This window comes from Streptomyces mesophilus, from assembly GCF_011044995.1.
Lineage (GTDB): Bacteria > Actinomycetota > Actinomycetes > Streptomycetales > Streptomycetaceae > Streptomyces > Streptomyces mesophilus.
Map to the genome: position 1 here is coordinate 63,289 of NZ_JAAKZW010000004.1, position 16,232 is coordinate 79,520.

General features: G+C 71.5%; 14 protein-coding genes. 4 read left to right on the forward strand and 10 right to left on the reverse strand.

Translation table 11 applies throughout. From position 1 onward, the window contains the following. Nucleotides 1-8: 8 nt before the first annotated feature. The gene (locus G6045_RS02575; protein WP_165330090.1) at nucleotides 9-3,242 is read left to right on the forward strand and encodes a family 78 glycoside hydrolase catalytic domain; all 3,234 of its coding nucleotides are present in this window, start codon (nucleotides 9-11) and stop codon (nucleotides 3,240-3,242) included. Between the two features lie 22 nt (nucleotides 3,243-3,264). Here G6045_RS02575 and G6045_RS02580 read toward each other — a convergent pair whose 3' ends face one another. Next, complete coding sequence (locus G6045_RS02580) at nucleotides 3,265-4,155, reverse strand: LysR family transcriptional regulator (protein ID WP_165330091.1); 891 nt, start codon at nucleotides 4,153-4,155, stop codon at nucleotides 3,265-3,267. A 149-nt stretch (nucleotides 4,156-4,304) separates the two neighbouring features. Between G6045_RS02580 and G6045_RS02585 the strand changes: the two genes are divergently transcribed. Further along, entirely contained in the window at nucleotides 4,305-4,670 is a 366-nt protein-coding gene (locus G6045_RS02585; protein WP_165330092.1) for a YybH family protein, read from the forward strand. A gap of 119 nt (nucleotides 4,671-4,789) precedes the next feature. Here the strand turns inward: G6045_RS02585 and G6045_RS02590 are convergent, their stop codons facing one another. The 6 genes from G6045_RS02590 to G6045_RS02615 all read right to left on the reverse strand — a co-directional run bounded on the left by G6045_RS02590 (nucleotide 4,790) and on the right by G6045_RS02615 (nucleotide 10,004). Next, on the reverse strand, nucleotides 4,790-5,338 hold the full coding sequence (locus tag G6045_RS02590) for a tellurite resistance TerB family protein (RefSeq protein WP_165330093.1): 549 nt from the start codon (nucleotides 5,336-5,338) through the stop codon (nucleotides 4,790-4,792). Nucleotides 5,339-5,499: 161 nt separating this feature from the next. Further along, nucleotides 5,500-6,132 (reverse strand): GTP-binding protein, encoded by a 633-nt coding sequence (locus tag G6045_RS02595; RefSeq protein WP_165330094.1) that lies wholly within the window; start codon nucleotides 6,130-6,132, stop codon nucleotides 5,500-5,502. After that, nucleotides 6,113-6,481, reverse strand: a complete 369-nt coding sequence (locus G6045_RS02600) for a DUF742 domain-containing protein (protein WP_165330095.1) — start codon at nucleotides 6,479-6,481, stop codon at nucleotides 6,113-6,115. Before G6045_RS02600 ends, G6045_RS02595 begins: the two co-directional genes overlap by 20 nt. Next, a complete protein-coding gene (locus G6045_RS02605) occupies nucleotides 6,478-6,891 on the reverse strand; it encodes a roadblock/LC7 domain-containing protein (protein ID WP_165330096.1) in 414 nt (137 codons plus the stop codon). The genes G6045_RS02600 and G6045_RS02605 overlap by 4 nt, the downstream gene beginning before the upstream one ends. A 500-nt stretch (nucleotides 6,892-7,391) precedes the next feature. Continuing rightward, nucleotides 7,392-9,209: a sensor histidine kinase gene (locus G6045_RS02610; protein ID WP_165330097.1), complete on the reverse strand. Its 1,818-nt coding sequence runs from the start codon at nucleotides 9,207-9,209 to the stop codon at nucleotides 7,392-7,394. 75 nt (nucleotides 9,210-9,284) lie between these two features. Continuing rightward, complete coding sequence (locus G6045_RS02615; protein ID WP_165330098.1) at nucleotides 9,285-10,004, reverse strand: MHYT domain-containing protein; 720 nt, start codon at nucleotides 10,002-10,004, stop codon at nucleotides 9,285-9,287. A 504-nt stretch (nucleotides 10,005-10,508) separates the two neighbouring features. Between G6045_RS02615 and G6045_RS02620 the strand changes: the two genes are divergently transcribed. Further along, the gene (locus G6045_RS02620) at nucleotides 10,509-11,147 is read left to right on the forward strand and encodes a GntR family transcriptional regulator (RefSeq protein ID WP_165330099.1); all 639 of its coding nucleotides are present in this window, start codon (nucleotides 10,509-10,511) and stop codon (nucleotides 11,145-11,147) included. 30 nt (nucleotides 11,148-11,177) lie between these two features. Here G6045_RS02620 and G6045_RS02625 read toward each other — a convergent pair whose 3' ends face one another. Both G6045_RS02625 and G6045_RS02630 read right to left on the reverse strand, forming a co-directional pair. Continuing rightward, complete coding sequence (locus tag G6045_RS02625; RefSeq protein WP_165330100.1) at nucleotides 11,178-11,834, reverse strand: response regulator; 657 nt, start codon at nucleotides 11,832-11,834, stop codon at nucleotides 11,178-11,180. Continuing rightward, the gene (locus G6045_RS02630) at nucleotides 11,831-13,006 is read right to left on the reverse strand and encodes a sensor histidine kinase (RefSeq protein ID WP_165330101.1); all 1,176 of its coding nucleotides are present in this window, start codon (nucleotides 13,004-13,006) and stop codon (nucleotides 11,831-11,833) included. The genes G6045_RS02625 and G6045_RS02630 overlap by 4 nt, the downstream gene beginning before the upstream one ends. A 112-nt stretch (nucleotides 13,007-13,118) precedes the next feature. Here G6045_RS02630 and G6045_RS02635 point away from each other — a divergent pair, with 112 nt between their 5' ends. Then, nucleotides 13,119-13,757 carry a response regulator gene (locus G6045_RS02635; RefSeq protein WP_165330102.1) on the forward strand — a complete coding sequence of 213 codons (639 nt, stop codon included), beginning with the start codon at nucleotides 13,119-13,121 and terminating at the stop codon, nucleotides 13,755-13,757. A gap of 315 nt (nucleotides 13,758-14,072) precedes the next feature. On the opposite strand, the gene G6045_RS02640 is transcribed toward G6045_RS02635, so the two are convergent. Next, entirely contained in the window at nucleotides 14,073-16,232 is a 2,160-nt protein-coding gene (locus G6045_RS02640; RefSeq protein ID WP_165330103.1) for a ThuA domain-containing protein, read from the reverse strand.

Genomic DNA, 16,232 nt, shown 5'->3' on the forward strand with positions numbered 1-16,232 from the left:
GACCTCGTATGGCCAGACGCACCCTCCTGCTCGCCACCGCCCTGACCGCCCTGGTCACGGTCGTGCCGTCCGCGGCACCGTCCGCGGCCGGCACCGCGGCGGGCCTGAACGCCACCTCGTTGCGCACCCAGCACCTGGGCAGCGCCCTCGGTATCGACGACACCACACCCGACCTCAGCTGGCAGCTCACCGCCCGCGGTCCCGGCGCCGTCCAGCGCGCCTACCGGGTGCAGGCCGCCACCAGCCGTGCCGCCCTGGAACGCGACCGCCCCGACCTGTGGGATTCGGACAAGGTCACCTCGGCCGTCCCGGGAACCACGTACGCGGGGAAGACCCTCGGCTCCCGTACCCGCGTCCACTGGCGCGTACAGGTCTGGTCCCAAGGGTCCGACCGCGCCTCCGGCTGGAGCGCGCCCGCCGTCTTCGAGACGGGCCTGACCAAGAGCGGTGACTGGTCCGCGGACTGGATCACCCATGAGGACTGGCAGCTGGGCGAGCGCTCCGTGCAGCCGGTCACCGTGACCGTCCCCCGCACCACGGCGCGTTATCTGCGCCTCGACGTCACCCGGCTCGGACTGCCGCTCGCCGACGAGTTCCCCGCGCTCGCGCATCGCCTGCAGCTGGCCGAGATAGCGGTACGCGACTCTGCCGCACCGGACACCGAACTCGCCCAGGGCGCCACGGTGACCGCCTCGGAGTCCGACACCGAGCGCAAGGTTTGGGAGCCGAAACTCGCCGTCGACGGCGTCACCAACAGCGCCTGGAGCCAGGCGGCCGGCTACGCGAGCCTGCCGCACCCGACAACGGACGTGCGCGACAAGCCCGTCACCGTGACCCTCGACCTCAAGGAGGCGAAGACCTTCGACCAAGTGGTGCTCCACCCGCGCGCCGACGTCCTCACCGACGACGGGCGCGTGCCGGGCTTCCCCGTCGACTACACGCTGGCCACCGCCACGGCGGCCGACGGCCCGTACGAGACGGTCGCCGACGTCACCGGACAGCGCCCGCCCGAGCCGTATCTGCCCTCCGGACTCCCGCTGTTCGCCAAGGACTTCACCCTGCCGAAGGGGGTGCGTCAGGCGCGCCTCTACATGGCGGGGCTCGGGGTGTACGACGCGGACATCAACGGCCGGGCGGTCGGCGACGCGGTCCTTGAGCCCGCCAACACCGACTTCGCCGACCGCGTCCAGTACGCGACGTACGACATCACCGACCAACTGCGGCCCGGCGCCAACACGGTGGCCGTCGAGCTGGGCAACGGGATCTCCAACCAGCTCAGCACCGCCGACCGTTACCGCAAGCTGTACGGCAACAAGGCCGACCCCGCGCTCATCGCACAGCTGGAGGTGACGCTCGCGGACGGCACCGTACGCCGTATCTCCAGCGGACCCGACTGGCGCACCACGCTCGGTGCGACCACGTCGTCGCACTGGTACGGCGGCGAGGACTACGACGCGCGCCGCGCGATACCGGGGTGGAACAAGCCGGGTGCCGATCGCTCGCAGTGGAAGGGGGCCACGCGTGTTGCCCTCGACGACGACCCGCCGGCGCTCAGCGCCCATGAGACCGAACCGGTCCGCGTCGTCGAGACGTTGAACGGCAAGGAAGTACCCGAGGCCGCACCGGGCAGCCGCATCTTCGACCTCGGCCGCAACATCGCCGGCTGGCCGGAGATCACGGTCACGGCACCCGAAGGCACCGCCGTCCGCGCGTACCCCGCCGAGAGCCTCAAGGACGGCCACGCCCACCAATCCATCAGCAATGTCGGCGCACCCCTGTGGGACGGCTACACCACCGGCGCGGGATCAGGTCCGGGGACCTGGCACCCCAAGTTCAGCTACCACGGCTTCCGTTACGTCGAGATCCGCGGGCTGCCCGAGGGCGCCGAGGTGTCGGTGCGCGGCAAGGTGCTGCGCGCCGACAACGCCTCGGCCGGCTCGTTCAGCAGCTCCAACGAGCTGGTCAACGGCATCCACTCGCTCATCCGCCGCTCCGTCGAGGGCAACATGATGAGCGTCCTCACCGACTGCCCCAGCCGCGAGAAGCTCGGCTGGCTTGAACAGAACCAGCTCGTCTTCCCCACCCTCGCCGCCAACTACGACATGGAGGCGTATCTCCGCAAGATCGTGCGGGACATGGCGGACGCGCAGACCGAGGACGGTCTGATCCCCTCCACCGTCCCCGACTACGTGCAGCTGGCGGGCACGTACCGCAACGACGCCAACTGGGGCGGTGCGTTCGTCCTCGTCCCGTGGCAGCTGTACACCACGTACGGCGACAAGGAGACGCTGCGCGCGTACTACCCGCAGATGAAGAAGTACGTGGCCTTCCTCGAGCAGAAGGTCGTGGACGGCATCCTCGACTACTCGCTCGGCGACTGGTTCACCCCGGACCGCACCTTCCCGAAGGCCGTGTCCGGTACGTACGGCTACTGGCGGGTGGTGAACGGGCTCAGCGACATCGCACGGGTCCTGGGCGAGGACGAGGACGTGGCGACGTACCGCTCCAAGGCGGACACGAGCGCCCGGGCGCTCTCCGACAAGTTCTACGACCCGGCGACGGGGACATTCGGCGGCGGCGGGCAGGGCGCGGAGGCACTCGCCCTCGACATGGGCGCCCACCCGCAGGGCGAACGCGACCGTCTCCTCGGCCACTTGGTGTCGTCCATCGAGGCGGCGGACCACCATCTGCTGCTCGGCGAGATCTCCCTGCCGGCCGCGATCCGCGTGCTGTCGCGGTCCGGCCGTGACGACCTCGTCTACAAGATCGCCACGCAGACCACGTCCCCCAGTTACGGCTTCCAGGTCGTCGCCGGCAACACCGCGCTCGGCGAGACCTGGGACGGCGGCTCGGGCCAGTCGCAGAACCACTTCATGCTCGGCGCGATCGACGCCTGGTTCACCACCCGGCTTGCCGGCCTCGACCAGGCTCCCGGCTCGGTCGGCTACCGCGAACTGCGCATCGCCCCGGCCGTCGTCGGCGACCTCACCTCGGCCCGCGGCACGTACACGACGCCATACGGCCAGGCGGTCAGCGACTGGCGCCGCGAAGGCGGCACCCTGCGCCTGAACGTCCGCGTGCCCGCGGGCAGCACGGCCACGGTCGAGGTACCGACGACCTCCGGAGAGGTGCGGGCGCCGCGAGGTGCGCGGCTGGTCTCCGAGGGGGACAACAGGGCGGTGTACGCGGTGGGTTCGGGGGAGTGGGCCTTCGAGTCGGTCTACGCGCCCGAGTCGGGCTGACGGGCTACGAGGGGCCGGTTCCTCATACGGGACCGGTTCCCTTGAACGCACGTCGGCAGTCCTTGAGCACCTCACGCACCGGCGGATGGTCCGCGTTCTTCCAGACCAGCGCGAGCAGCGCCGGTGTCCTCGCGTCGACGATGCGGTGGACGGTGAGCCGGTCGCGGTGGCCGTCCGCCATCGAGTCGCTGAGGACGGCGACACCGAGACCGCGGGCGGCGAGTTCGGCGATGGCGTCCGCGGCGCCGGCCTGCAGCGGGATCGACGGCTGAAGGCCCTGCGCCGCGCACGCCTGATCGAACACCGCGCGCAACCCGGTGCCGGGCGGCATGCACACGATCGGGTGCGCCATCAGATCGCGCAGCATGACGCGCCGCCGCTTCGCCAAGGGGTGCCCGGCCGGGACCGCTACCACGAGCCGTTCGCTGATGAGGGTCAGCGCGCCGAGACCCTCGGGGGCGGCGTCCGCGGCCCCGATGAGCGCCAGGTCGATCGTGCCGGTCCGTACGCCTTCGACGAGCCGGTCGGAACTGTCCTCCAGGAGCGCGATCTCCACGCCGGGATGCGCCGTGTGGAAGGCGGCGAGGGCGTCGAACAACGGTGTGAGGGTGCAGCCGATCACCATGCCGACCGTGAGCCGCCCGCGGACCAGCCCGGCCACCTCGCCCACCGACTCGCTCACGGCTTCGGCCGCGGCGAGTGCGGCACGGGCGTATGCGAGTGCGGCCTTCCCCGCGACGGTGAGCGTGACGGTCCGGCCCGACCGGTCGAACAGCTCGGCGCCTACTTCCCGTTCAAGTCGCCGGATCTGGGCGCTCACACCGGACTGGCTGATGTGCACACGCTCGGCCGCGCGCGTGAAGTTCTGCTCCTCGGCGACTGCGACGAAGTACTCCAGCTGCCTCAGTTCCATGACTGGAGATTCTAGTCGGCAGAAGAACCATCTGTTGGACTTCTGGCGGGGAGCCTGCGGACACTGGAGAAGCACTGCCGGAGCTGGAGCAGCACTGCCGGAGCGGCAGACCGGCACCAGCCGATGCCCGCCAAGGTCAGGAGGAAGCCATGCCGGAGTACGAGAAGGCCATGCGGCCCGAGGACATCACCCGTCTGTTCGTCGAGCGGTCCAACGCCGGTGACGCGGCCGGGGTGGCCGCGCTGTACGACGAGAACGCGGTGCTCGCCTATCCGCCAGGCCGGCAGACGGTGGGACGGGAAGCGATCCGCGAGCTCTGGGCGAAGGTGCTGGCGAACGGCCCCCGCTTCGAGGCGGAACAGCCCTTGCCCACGCTCATCAGCGGCGACATCGCCCTCACCTCGACGCCGCCGAAGGACGGCGCGGGCGCGCGGGCCCAGGTCGTCAGGCGCCAGCCCGACGGCAGCTGGCTGCGGGTGCTCGACCAGCCCGAGTTCGTGCCCCCGTCGACCTGAACGGCGCACGCACGCGGGGCGAAGCTGCCACGACGCCTGAACGCGGCGTCGCCGCCCCGTCCTTGATCAGCACACGACCAAGGACGGGGCGGCGACGCCAACTCCGGCCGGAACCCGGTTCAGAGACCGAACTGCTGCGGGTTCACGCCCAGCGCCGCGCACGCTTCCCGCAGCACCTGCTCCTCGGCCGGGGCGATGTACCCGTCCGCGCCGGCGACGACGAACCCGGTCTGCACGACCGCCTGCGCCTCCGCCGGCTTCTTGGCCGCCTTGGCGATCTCCTGCATGACCGTGGTCTTGCCCTGCTGGAAGTTGTACGACAGCTGGTCGACGTGCTTGTTGAAGCGCTCGCGCAGCTGCTCGGGCGGGAAATTCTGCAGGACATCGTTCTGCAGGATCAGCGATTCCACATGCTGCCGCTCGGCGGGGTCGACCGAGCCGTCGGCCGCCGCGACCAGCGCGCACATGGCCATGGTGGCGTCCCGGAAGGCGCCGCTCTTCAGCTCTGTCTTGAGCGAGCTGAGCTGGGTCTTGAGCACACCCACCAGCTGAGCCTTCGATCCACCGCCCGTCCGTGCGGCAGACCCGCCGTGGCCGGCGGAGCTACGCCCGCCCTGCGCCTGCTGCAGCCCCTTGGCCTGATCCTTGAGCCGGTCCCACATTGCCATCCATGCCACCTCGGCTGTCGTTCGTCGATTCACGCGAATCTCTCTTGCGTCCCAGCCAAACGTTCATGGGCTTCGCAAAGTTCCGCGGCCCGATGCGGACATCGATGCCGGACCGGCGGAGCCGTGGGGGATGAGTCCGCCGATTCACCCCCCACGGCGGCTTATCGGGGACGCCCGGCGTGCTCGACCAAGGCGATCAGGACCTCCTTGCCGGAGGTACGGTCGCGGGCGTCGCACAGCACCACCGGTGTGCCCGGATCCAGGTCCAGGGCGGCGGTGATGGCCGCCGTCGTGTGGGCGCGTGCGCCGTCGAAGCAGTTGACCGCGACGACGAAGGGCAGATGCCGGCGCTCGAAGTAGTCGACGGCCGGGAAGCAGTCCTGGAGCCTGCGGGTGTCCGCGAGCACCACCGCACCCTGTGCGCCGTGGGCGAGTTCGTCCCACAGGAACCAGAAGCGGTCCTGGCCCGGCGCCCCGAACAGATAGAGCGCCAGGTCGTCGCCGAGCGTGATGCGGCCGAAGTCCAGCGCGACGGTGGTGGTGGTCTTGGCGCCCGCGTCGTCGAGATGGTCCACGGGCCGGCTCGCCTCGGTCAGCACCTCTTCGGTGCTCAGCGGGCGGATCTCGCTGACCGCGCCGATCAACGTGGTCTTGCCGACCCCGAAGCCGCCGGCCACCAGAATCTTCAGCGCCGCGTAGCCGGCCGTGAAGTCGACCGTGAAGCCGGCAGGGTTGTCGGCCGCGGAGTCGTCCGGAGCCGAGTCCGGCAAGGCGTCAGAGCGCGCGGAGTCCATCGATCACTCTCCTGAGCAAGTGCGGGTCGGGCAGGCCGGCCGGCTGGACCTGCGGGCCCACGCCGATCAGGCCGGAGGTGAGCAGGTCGTCGAGCAGGACGCGGACCACACCGAGCGGAAGTCCGGCGTCGGACGCGAGGTCGGCCACGGTGCGCGGGCGTGCGCACAGGAGGTGCAACTCCCGCTGCTCCGGCGGCAGTGGCGGGCCGTGGCCAGGAAGTGGTACCGCCCGCACCACGGTCATCAGGTCGAACCTGCCGCTCGCGCCGGCCCGGCCGCCGGTCATGGCGTACAGCCGCACCAGGGGCCCCGCCTCGTCGTCGAACCACAGCGGGACGGAGTCGTTCACGTGGCTCCCGAGCTGCCGCGGACGCCGGTCCCGAGATGTTCGCCGACGCGCTGGACGAGCCGGGCCATCTCATAGGCCACCAGACCGACGTCCGCGGCGGCGGTGGCGAACACCGCGAGGCAGGAGGACCGGCCGGCCGAGACGACGAACAGAAAGCCTTCACCCAGTTCGACGACGGTCTGCACGACGGGACCGGCCTCGAAGTGGTGGCCGGCGCCTTTGGCGAGGCTGTGGAACCCGGAGGCGATGGCGGCGAAACGCTCCGCGTCCTCGCGACGGACCCCTGAGGACACGGCCATGGCGAGCCCGTCCGAGGAGAGCACCAGGGCCTCGCGGATCTCGGGGACCCGCTTGGTCAACTCGTCCATGAGCCAGGTGAGTTCACCGCTGGAGGGGGTGGCGCCGGTCATCGGTTGTCTTCTCCTCGGGACGGGGACGGGGACGGGCTGGGGTACGGGGACGGACTGTCGTCGCTCAGCGGGTTGGCACGGCCGCGCTGCCAGCCGCTGCGCAGGGCGGACATCGTGGCGCGGGCTTGATCCGGCGTCCGCTGCGGTGGTGCGCCGCCGGGTTCCGGCCGGGGTTCGACGGGTTCCGCGCGCAGGGGCGCGGCCATATGGGTCTGGCGTATGCGTCGGGGGAGCCCGGCCGTAGCGGCGGGAAGCGTTGCGGCGGGTGGCGGTCCTCCGGCAGGTCCGGTGCCTGCCTCGGTGACGGGCGTGAGGATGAGCGTCGGAGCGTCCGGGGGCGGATCATGGGGCGGTACGCCGGGCACCGAGCGGCGTCGTGGCAGTCCCGTGTCGGCCGCTCGGCGTCTTGCGGGTACGGGCGCGGTCACCAGGTCTTCGGGCAGCAGGACGATCGCGCACACCCCTCCGTAGACCGAGGCGCGCAGGGTGACGCGGATGTTCTACCGGTGGGCGAGCCGGTTGACCACGAACAGGCCGAGGCGTTCGCTGTCGAGCAGGTCGACCCGGGCGGCGTCCTCGATCCGGCGGTTGGCCTCGGCGAGCGCCTCCTGCTTCATGCCGAGCCCGCGGTCCTCGATCTCCAGCGCCACTCCGGAGCCGACGCGGTCGGCGCGTACGGTGACCTTGGTGTGCGGGGGCGAGAACGACACGGCGTTCTCGACGAGTTCGGCCACCAGGTGGACGACGTCCGCGACCACGGACCCGGGCACGCGCACGTCAGGCACCTCGCCGGTCTCCACGCGGGCGAAGTCCTCGACCTCCGCGACCGCGGACCGTACGACATCGAGCAGCGGCACGGGATGCCGCCAGCCGCGCCCGGGCGTCGAGCCGGACAGGATGATCAGGCTCTCGGCGTGCCGTCGCATCCGGGTGGTCAGATGGTCGATACGGAACAGGTCCTCCAGGTCCTCGGGACGCTCCACGCGCCGTTCCAGGGCGTCGAGCAGGCCGAGTTGACGGTGCAGCAGCACCTGGCTGCGCCGGGCGAGAGAGACGTACACGTCGGCGATCCGTGCGAGGACCTCGGCGCGCTGGGCGGATGAGCGCAGGGCGGCCCGTTCCACGGCGACCAGGGCGGCGCCGATCTGCGAGACCTCGTCCTCGCCGGGTGTACGTGAGGGGGCCAGCGTGTCGATGTCGACGTCCTCGCCCTGGTGCAACGTCCGCATGGCGGAGGGGAGTTCGCGCCGTGCCAGATCCAGCGCCTCGTCGCGCAGGCCGACGAGCTCGACGACGAGCGAACGGCCGATACCGGCGGAGATCAGCAGCGAGAGCAGCACCGCGAAGAGACCGAGGACGACGGCGACACCGGCTCCGCCGAGTTCGTCGAAGGAGTACGGGTCGTGCTCCGCGGCCGGTCGGGTCAGGGCGCCGACCCCTGCCTCATGCAGACCGTCGAGGACGGTCCTAGCAGAGCGCTCCCAGGCCGTGGCCGTCGTGGCGGCCGGCGCACGGCCCGGCCCCGCGGCGCGTATCGCGTCCTCCGCGGCGGTCAGCGCGCGAGAGGTGTCGCCTGACAGGACTGCCCGATAGGCGCGCGCATCACGGGGGTTGAGATCGGCGAGCGCCGCGCGCATCAGCTCACGACGGGCGATCACGGTGCCGGCGAACTCCTCATGGGCCGTACGCGGCATCCGGCCGCCCGCTCGCGCGGCACCGAACAGCGCGTCCTCACGGGCGAGCAGCTCGCCCGCACGGGCCAGATCGTGCAGGGCGCGCGCCTCCGAGGCGCCCGGAGGCGCATGGACGGTACGCACCTGGGTGAGCGCCCCGTCGACGGCGAGCGCGGCATCGACGAGCGCGGTGTAGCCGCCGTACGAGCCGATGTCCTGCCGCTTGCGCAGGGCGGGAAGTCCGTCGACGGAGCGCAGCAACCTCTCGATACGGAATGGGAGTTCGGGGCCGAAGTCGCCGGAGTCGGTCGTGCCCTCGTTGATCCCGTCCCGCAAGGCCCTGCTCGCCTGATCGGTGAGACGCTGCGCCGACCGCAGATGCTTGTCGTGTGCGGCGTCGGGATCGGCGGCATGGCGGCCCGTCGCGGAGCGTTCGTACTGCACCGCCGCGACGAAGTGGCCGACGGGTTCGAGGAGTGTGGTGGCGGCCTCGTCGAGCCGGCCCCGGTCGGAGATCTCGCGTGCGGTGGAGACCGTGGCCTGGGCCCACAGCGCCATCAGGGAGATCACAGGGACCATGAGCAGACAGATGATCTTCGCTCGTACGGACTTGGGGCGTATCCGCCCCAGCGCGCGCAGGCGCATGGGTGCCTCGATCGACGGTTCGGTGGTGTGCGGGGGGAACGGCCCGGGGGCTGGGAGCCCGCGGGCGCCGGACGCTCAGAGGGCGGGAAGCTCCACGTCGTCCAACGGCTCGGCGTACGCGGGACGCCGGCGTGCGGCGGGCGAGAGGGCCACGAACGCCGAGGTGAGGAAGAGGAAGGAGCCCACCGCCACGGCCAGCGGGAAGATGAATTCCATCGCGGTGGCACCGGGCAACGGGGCGTGCCCCGGGGTGAGTTCGACGCTCACGGAGACCATGCCCGTGTAGTGCATGCTGCTCACCGCCGCGCCCATCACGACAGAGGCGAGCATCGTGCCCGTCACGCCGCGCACCGTGAGCGCGGCCCACAAGGCGGCGGTGGCGGTGATGACGGCGATGACCACCGAGACGCAGACCAGCGTGAGGTCGTAGACGATCCCTCCGTGCAGCCGCAGCGCCGCCATGCCCAGGTAGTGCATGGCCGCGACGCCGAGTCCGGTGCCGAGGCCGCCCGCGAGCAGCGGCCGGCGGCGCGCCCGGCCGAACAGGCCGACGACGAAAAGCCCGGCCCCGACCACGAGTACGGCGATCAGCAGACTGAGCAGGGTGAGCGGTACGTCGTAGCGGATGGCACTGCCGCCCACGGCGAAGCCCAGCATCGCGATGAAGTGCATCGTCCAGATGCCCGAGCCGATCGCCACGGACGCGGTGAGCAGCCAGTTGCGCCGTGCGGCGCCCTCGGCCGCCAGGGCCCGCACCGTGCAGCGCAGCCCGAGGGCGGCTCCCGCGGTGGCCATGGCGTAGGCGACGACGGGTGATATCCAGCCGGCGCCGAAATGCTCGAGGTGGCCAACGCTGTCCCTTTCCTGGTCGTGCGGACGCCGGGGGCCCGGCGCGGCGGCGAGGAAGTTAGCACGCGTAAATGCCTTGGAATCCAAGGCTGTTCAGGCGCCGGAAGCGGATTCTCTTGACTCTGCGCTTAGTTACTTGTGCGTCTGGTGATGCCGGGGATTCCGGGCGGGACGCGTTCGGCCGGAATGCCCGGGCGTGGGGGCGGCGGGGTGCGCGGTCGGAGCTGAGCCGTGCGCCTGCGTCGCTCAGTGCGGCGTCCGAGAGATCCACTACGGCGTGGTCGGTACAAACCCGGCACTCCCGCACTTCTGGTCCACCCCGCGCCTGCTCCGGCCCCCTGACTTTCGTCAGGTGCGCCCCCTTCCGCGGTCAGCACCTGCCCCTTAGCTCCGCTTTCAGACTCAAAAGGACTCACTTATCGGCATACGAGCTCCCGAGGAACGACCGCGATGACTCCCGCACTACCGCGCTACCTCGAAGTCGCGGACAAGATCCTGGGTCTGATCGAGGAGCAAAAGGGCGCGTGTGACCTCAGGCTGCCCCCTGAGCGCGACCTCGCGGAGGAGTACGGCGTCCACCGCGAGACCGTGCGGCGGGCGCTGCGCCATCTGCGGGCCCGGCGCAGGGTCTACGGCGATCACGACGGCACCTACGCCTACGCACAGGTCATCCGGCCAGGCACCGGCGTGGCCGGACTGCTCGGTATGTCGGTGTCGTGCCGGCTGCGGTACGAAGCGCCGCCGCCGGACATGGCGAAGCTCTTCCTGTGTGCGCCGGGCGACGCCACCCTGGTCCACCGGCGCACCGTGCACATGGGCGGGGCGCCGCCGGCACCGGTCGCCACGACGTATCTGTCACCTGTGCTGATCGCGGAGGTGCCCCGGCTGCGTCAGCGGATCCGGCAGATCGACGAACCGCGTCAGCCCGATCTGCGGGAGATCCACGAGTGGATCCTCGAAGCGGGACTGCGCCCCTCGCGCTACGACACTCCCAGCCGGATCCGGTCCAAGTGGACGCGGCGGCGTGTGGTCGACCAGCACGGGCGGCTGTTGAGCGTCGCGGACCTTTGCCGCGGGGGAGCGGACTGAGGAGGCGGGGAGCGGGAGCCGAGCCGACGCTCAGTCCCGGTCAAGCCCCGCGCGGTACGCAAGAGTCGCCGCCTGTACGCGGCTGTCCGCGTCGAGCTTGGCCAGCACGTTGCTGACGTATCCCTTCACCGTGCCCTCGGTGGTGCCCAGTTCGGCGGCGATGTCCGCGTTCGACAGACCGCGCGCGAGCAGGCGCAGTACGTCGCGCTCCCGGGCGCTGAGCGTGGTCAGCCGGCGCTGTTCCTCGGGTGTGGCCGAGGTGGTCCGCCCCGCGCGCGCGTCCAGCAGGCGCCGGGCCACCGCCGGACCGAGCGTGGCGTTTCCGGCGTGGACCTCGCGGATGGCGCGCAGCAGGTCGTCGGGCGGCGTGTCCTTGAGCAGGAAGCCGACCGCGCCCGTGCGCAGCGCCTCGGCCACCTGGGCGTCCTCGTGGAAGGTGGCCAGCACGATCACCCGGGGCGGGCGGGGTGTGTGCAGCAGGTCGCGCAGCGCGGCGAGGCCGTCGACCTGCGGCATACGGATGTCGAGGAGGACCACGTCGGGGCCGAGTTCCGCGGCGAGGGCGACGGCCTGGGCGCCGTCGGCGGCCTCACCGCAGACCTCCATGTCACCGCTGGAGTCGATGATCCATGTCAGTCCGCGGCGGGTGATCGCGCTGTCGTCGGCGATGAGTACCCGGATCGTCATGGCGTTCCTGAGAGGTCGTGGGCGGTGGGCGGCCGGTGGTGCGGGAGGAACGCCTCCACCACGTAGCCGCCGTCCTGCGGTCCGGTGACCAGCGTGCCGCCGAGCAGGCCGACCCGCTCGGCGAGCCCCGCAAGACCGCGGCCCCCGCTGGGCAGGTCCGGCGACGCGGGCCGTGTGGGTGCGGTGTTGAGGACACGGAGCGCGACCCCGTCCCTGCGGCAGTCCACCTCCACCCGTACGGGCGCCCCGGGCGCGTGCTTGGCGGCATTGGTCAGCGCTTCCTGCACCACGCGCTGCAGCGCCCGCCGCATCGGGTACGGCAGGAGTTCGGGGTGGCCGTTGACCGCGAGCTCCGCCGCCTGGCCGTGCGCGCGGGCCCCGTCGACCAGGGTGTGCAGGTCGGTGTCGGCATGTTCGAGGGCCCCGGGCCGTTCCCGCCCGGCCGGATCGAGTACGTCCAGGATCTCGCGCAGTTCTTCGAGCGCCTGGCGGCCGTCCCTGCGGATGCGTTCGACGGTCTGTGTGATCTCCGGCCGGTCGGCGGCCGGTCCCACCTGCAAGGCGCCCGCGGCCAGCACGATGTTGCTCACCCGGTGGCCCACCACGTCGTGCATCTCCCGTGCGATGCCCGCGCGTTCATCGGCCCGGGCCCGCTCGGCGAGCAGCTCCTGTTGCCGGCGCAGGTCCGTGAGGTGCTCCTCGGCGGCGGCCACCAGATCACGTCGCACCCCCACGGCGTAGCCGACCATGAGCGGGCCGATGATCATCGCAAGGGAGTACGCGGCTTCCCGCACCCCCGCCTCGGGCAGCCCCCCGCGCAGCCCGATCAGACCGACGGCGAAACCCGCGAGGGCGAAGCCCGCGAGCGCCCGCAGGCGCCGGCGGTACGCGCCGCCGACCGTGAACATGGCGATGGCCAGCGTCACCGGAGTGAAGGCCACCACGTACGCCGCCATCACGACGGCGGTGACCGCGCCCGGCCGGCGCCGACGCCACCACAGCACGCCGGCGACGGCGGCGGAGCCGAGGGCGATCACCGGGGTGGGCAGCCCGGTGAGCAGACCGCTGTAGGGCTTGACCCAGGAGTCGGCGAATCCGATGGTGACCGCCGCCGCCGTCACCACCGCGTCGATCCGGCGCGGCGTCCAGCGGGACGGCGAAGGGCCGTGCATGCCGCCAACGTAGATCAGTCGCGTCGCGCAGGGGCCGCCGGACCGTGCGCTGCTCACCCGTTCGGCCCGTCGCCGCGCAGTGCCCGGCGTCGGCGGGCCGACGATGGGGTGCATGATCACTGTCCTGCTCGCCGACGACGATTCCGCCGCGCGGCAGAGCCTGCGGACGATCGTCGACTCCAGCGGCGATCTGCGGGTGGTGGCCGAGGCGTGGGACGGGCGTTCCGCGATCGACCAGGCGAGGGTGCTGCTGCCCGACATCGTGCTCATGGACATCCGGATGCCGGGCACCGACGGCATCGCCGCCACGCGGGCCCTGCGTCGTCTGCCCGCGCCGCCCGCGGTCGTGGCGCTGACCGCCTTCGGCGACGACGCGTATGTGGAGCAGGCCCTGGCCGCCGGCGCGGTGGGCTTCCTGCTCAAGGACACCCCGCCGGGTGAACTCCTGGGCGCGCTGCGCAATGTGGCGCAGGGCGGTGCGGTGTTCGCTCCCGCCGTGACCGGCAAGGTCATCGACGTGATGACCGGCGACGGTCCGGAGGCGGCCTTGGTGCAGTCGCTGACCGACCGCCAGCTGGACGTGCTGCGGCTGCTCGCGCACGGTCTGTCGAATCAGGAGATCGGCGCCGAACTGGGGATGACGGAAGGCACGGTCAAGGGCCATGTCTCGCAGATCCTGGAGCGCCTGGGCGCCGCCAACCGAGTGGCGGCAGCGCGTATCGCCTATCGCGCCGGGCTGTGCGACCAGTGAACTGTGCGACCAGTGAACTGCCTGACCAGGGGTGACTTTCGACAGGTGCGGCCCGCCGTACGACAGCAGGCCGCCCCGGCGCGCCCGCCGAAACTGGAAAGGCACCGCACGGCGCCTTGCTCCCCGCAAGGACCCGTCGTGCGGCGCTTGGCCCACCCGCTGTGCGTTTCTGCCCCAGAAGCACACGGGCGGCGCTCCCGGGCACCCCGTGTCCCCCGTGCCGGAAGCCCGGGACAGCGACGGCGCCCGCACCCTGTTCGGTGCGGGCGCCGTGCCTTCGAGCGCGAGAGCCTCGCGTCCGCGCTGATCGAACCTCTAGCGGCGAGCCCCCTCGAACCGGCCCACCCAGTAGGCCGTACGGTCCAGATACGCCGTCTCCGCCGCCTCGCCCGCCTTCCCGTACGCCCCGTCGAAGGTCAGGTAGCCGTGGCCGCCCGGTGGTGAACTGTCCGCGGGCTCGATGGAACTGCCCTCGTGCCACTCGTTGAACGACGTCACCGACACCCACGACGGTGAGCCGCCGATCGCCGGGTCCAGGGCGTTGCTCCACTGCTTGTCGTAGGCCGCGCCGTTCGCACGGTCCACCGTGGGCGTGGTGTTGCCAGGGACCGCACGGTCGTCCAGGTATCCCGGTGCGACCGACGGCGCCCAGACCAGACCGTTGGCCTTCGCGTAGTCACCGGCCTGCTTCCAGCCGGGGGCTGTGGCCCCCGCGATCCCGTCGTAGGTGTAGAGGCCGGAGAAGTGCGCGATCTTCGTGGTGTCGGTGGTCTGCGCGAGCACGATGCTGGTGTCCGTCACCTCGTCGAGCGCCGACCAGTCGGAGATCCTCAGGCTCTCGAAGACGTAGAACGCGGACTTCCCACCGTGCGCCGCCGAACGGTAGAAGGCCGGGTGGCCGCCGTACGTGGCGTTGATGTACTCGATGTCGGCCACCGTGGAGGCGGCGGTCCGGTCCCCGTACGGCTCCAAGTGCCAGGCGACCTTGATGCCGTCCTTCGCGGCCGCGTCGAGGACCCCCTTCGCGAGCCGGTCCTCATAGCCGCCGCGACCCCACCAGCTGTACACGATCACGCCGGCGCCGGACTGCTTCACCCACCGCATGTGCTGCGCCACGACGGCCGCCATGTCGCCGGAGTCGTACGGGCCGAGCGCCGGGTAGAAGTCGGCGCCGATGTCCTCGGGCGGAGTGTGCCCGCCCTGGGGCCAGTGCCGCCAACTGCCGTGCACCGCCGGGCTTCCGTACCAGGGGTAGTAGAAGAGATGCACGTTCTCCGACCCGGCCTCGGTGGCCGGTTCGGTGGTCAGCGAGAAGGTGTCCAGGTCGAACAGTGCGCCCGAGCCGCCCGTGAACCGCAGGACGAGCGGCCCGGACCCGGCGCCGCTCAGCTCCGTGGTCACCGTCGTGAACGTCTCCCAGCCGCCGGTCACCGGCACCTGCACCGACCCGAGGAGCGTCCCGTCGGATGTCCCGGAGCGGATCTCGACGGTGCCGCCCGCCCCCGCCGAGGACACCTTCGCGGTGAAGCGGCGCGCGCCCTCGGTGGACACGGTCGCGTACGCGGCCCAGTCACCGTTGTCGATGTAGCCGAGGGTCTGTCCGCCGCCGGCCGGTGCATGAGCTGCGCTCTGCACCCCGGAGCCCGACGTGAACGACTCGGCCTCCACCGTCGCCGCGCCCGACTTGGGCGAGCAGTCCGCCGGCGCCTGCCCGGCCGCATACCGGACCGCGCCGAGCAGCAACGTGCGGAAGGCGGGATCGGCGTACGACTCGGCGGTGTGCCCGAGCCCGGTGTAGAAGGAACGCCCCTGGCCCTGTGCGTGGCACCAGGTGATGGGGTGGTCGCCCGCCATCTCCCCGCCGCTGTACGTCGATTCGTCCAGCGACTGGAGCACCCGCACCCCGGCCCGCGGATTGGCGCGGTAGTTGTACCACTCGTCGGTCCGTGACCAGGTGGCGCCCAGGTGCGCGGTCGCCGGGTGGTCGCGGTCCTCGGTGACGACGGTGGCCTGCTGGATCGCGGGATGGCTCTTGAACCACGCCCCGACGAGCTGTCCGTAGTACGGCCAGTCGTACTCGGTGTCGGCCGCGGCGTGCACGCCGACGTAACCGCCGCCGGAATCCACGTACGACTGCAGGGCGCTCTGCTGGGGGTCGGTGAGGACGTCGCCCGTGGTGTTGAGGAAGACCACGGCCTCGTATCCGGACAGGCTCTGCTCGGTGAAGACCGAGGAGTCCTCGGTGGCCGTGACGGTGAACTCGTTCTGCTGTCCGAGCGTGCGGAGTGCGTCGATGCCGGCCGGGATCGCGTCGTGCCGGAACCCGGCCGTCTCGGAGAAGACCAGGATCTCGAAGGGCGCGGCGGCGGGCGAGGGCAGGGGTGCGGCCGAGGACACGGGTGCGATCAGTGTCGCGGCGAGTGCGAGCACCAAGGCGGCGGGCCCGCGCCGCAGACGTGTGTGGAGGCTCCTCAT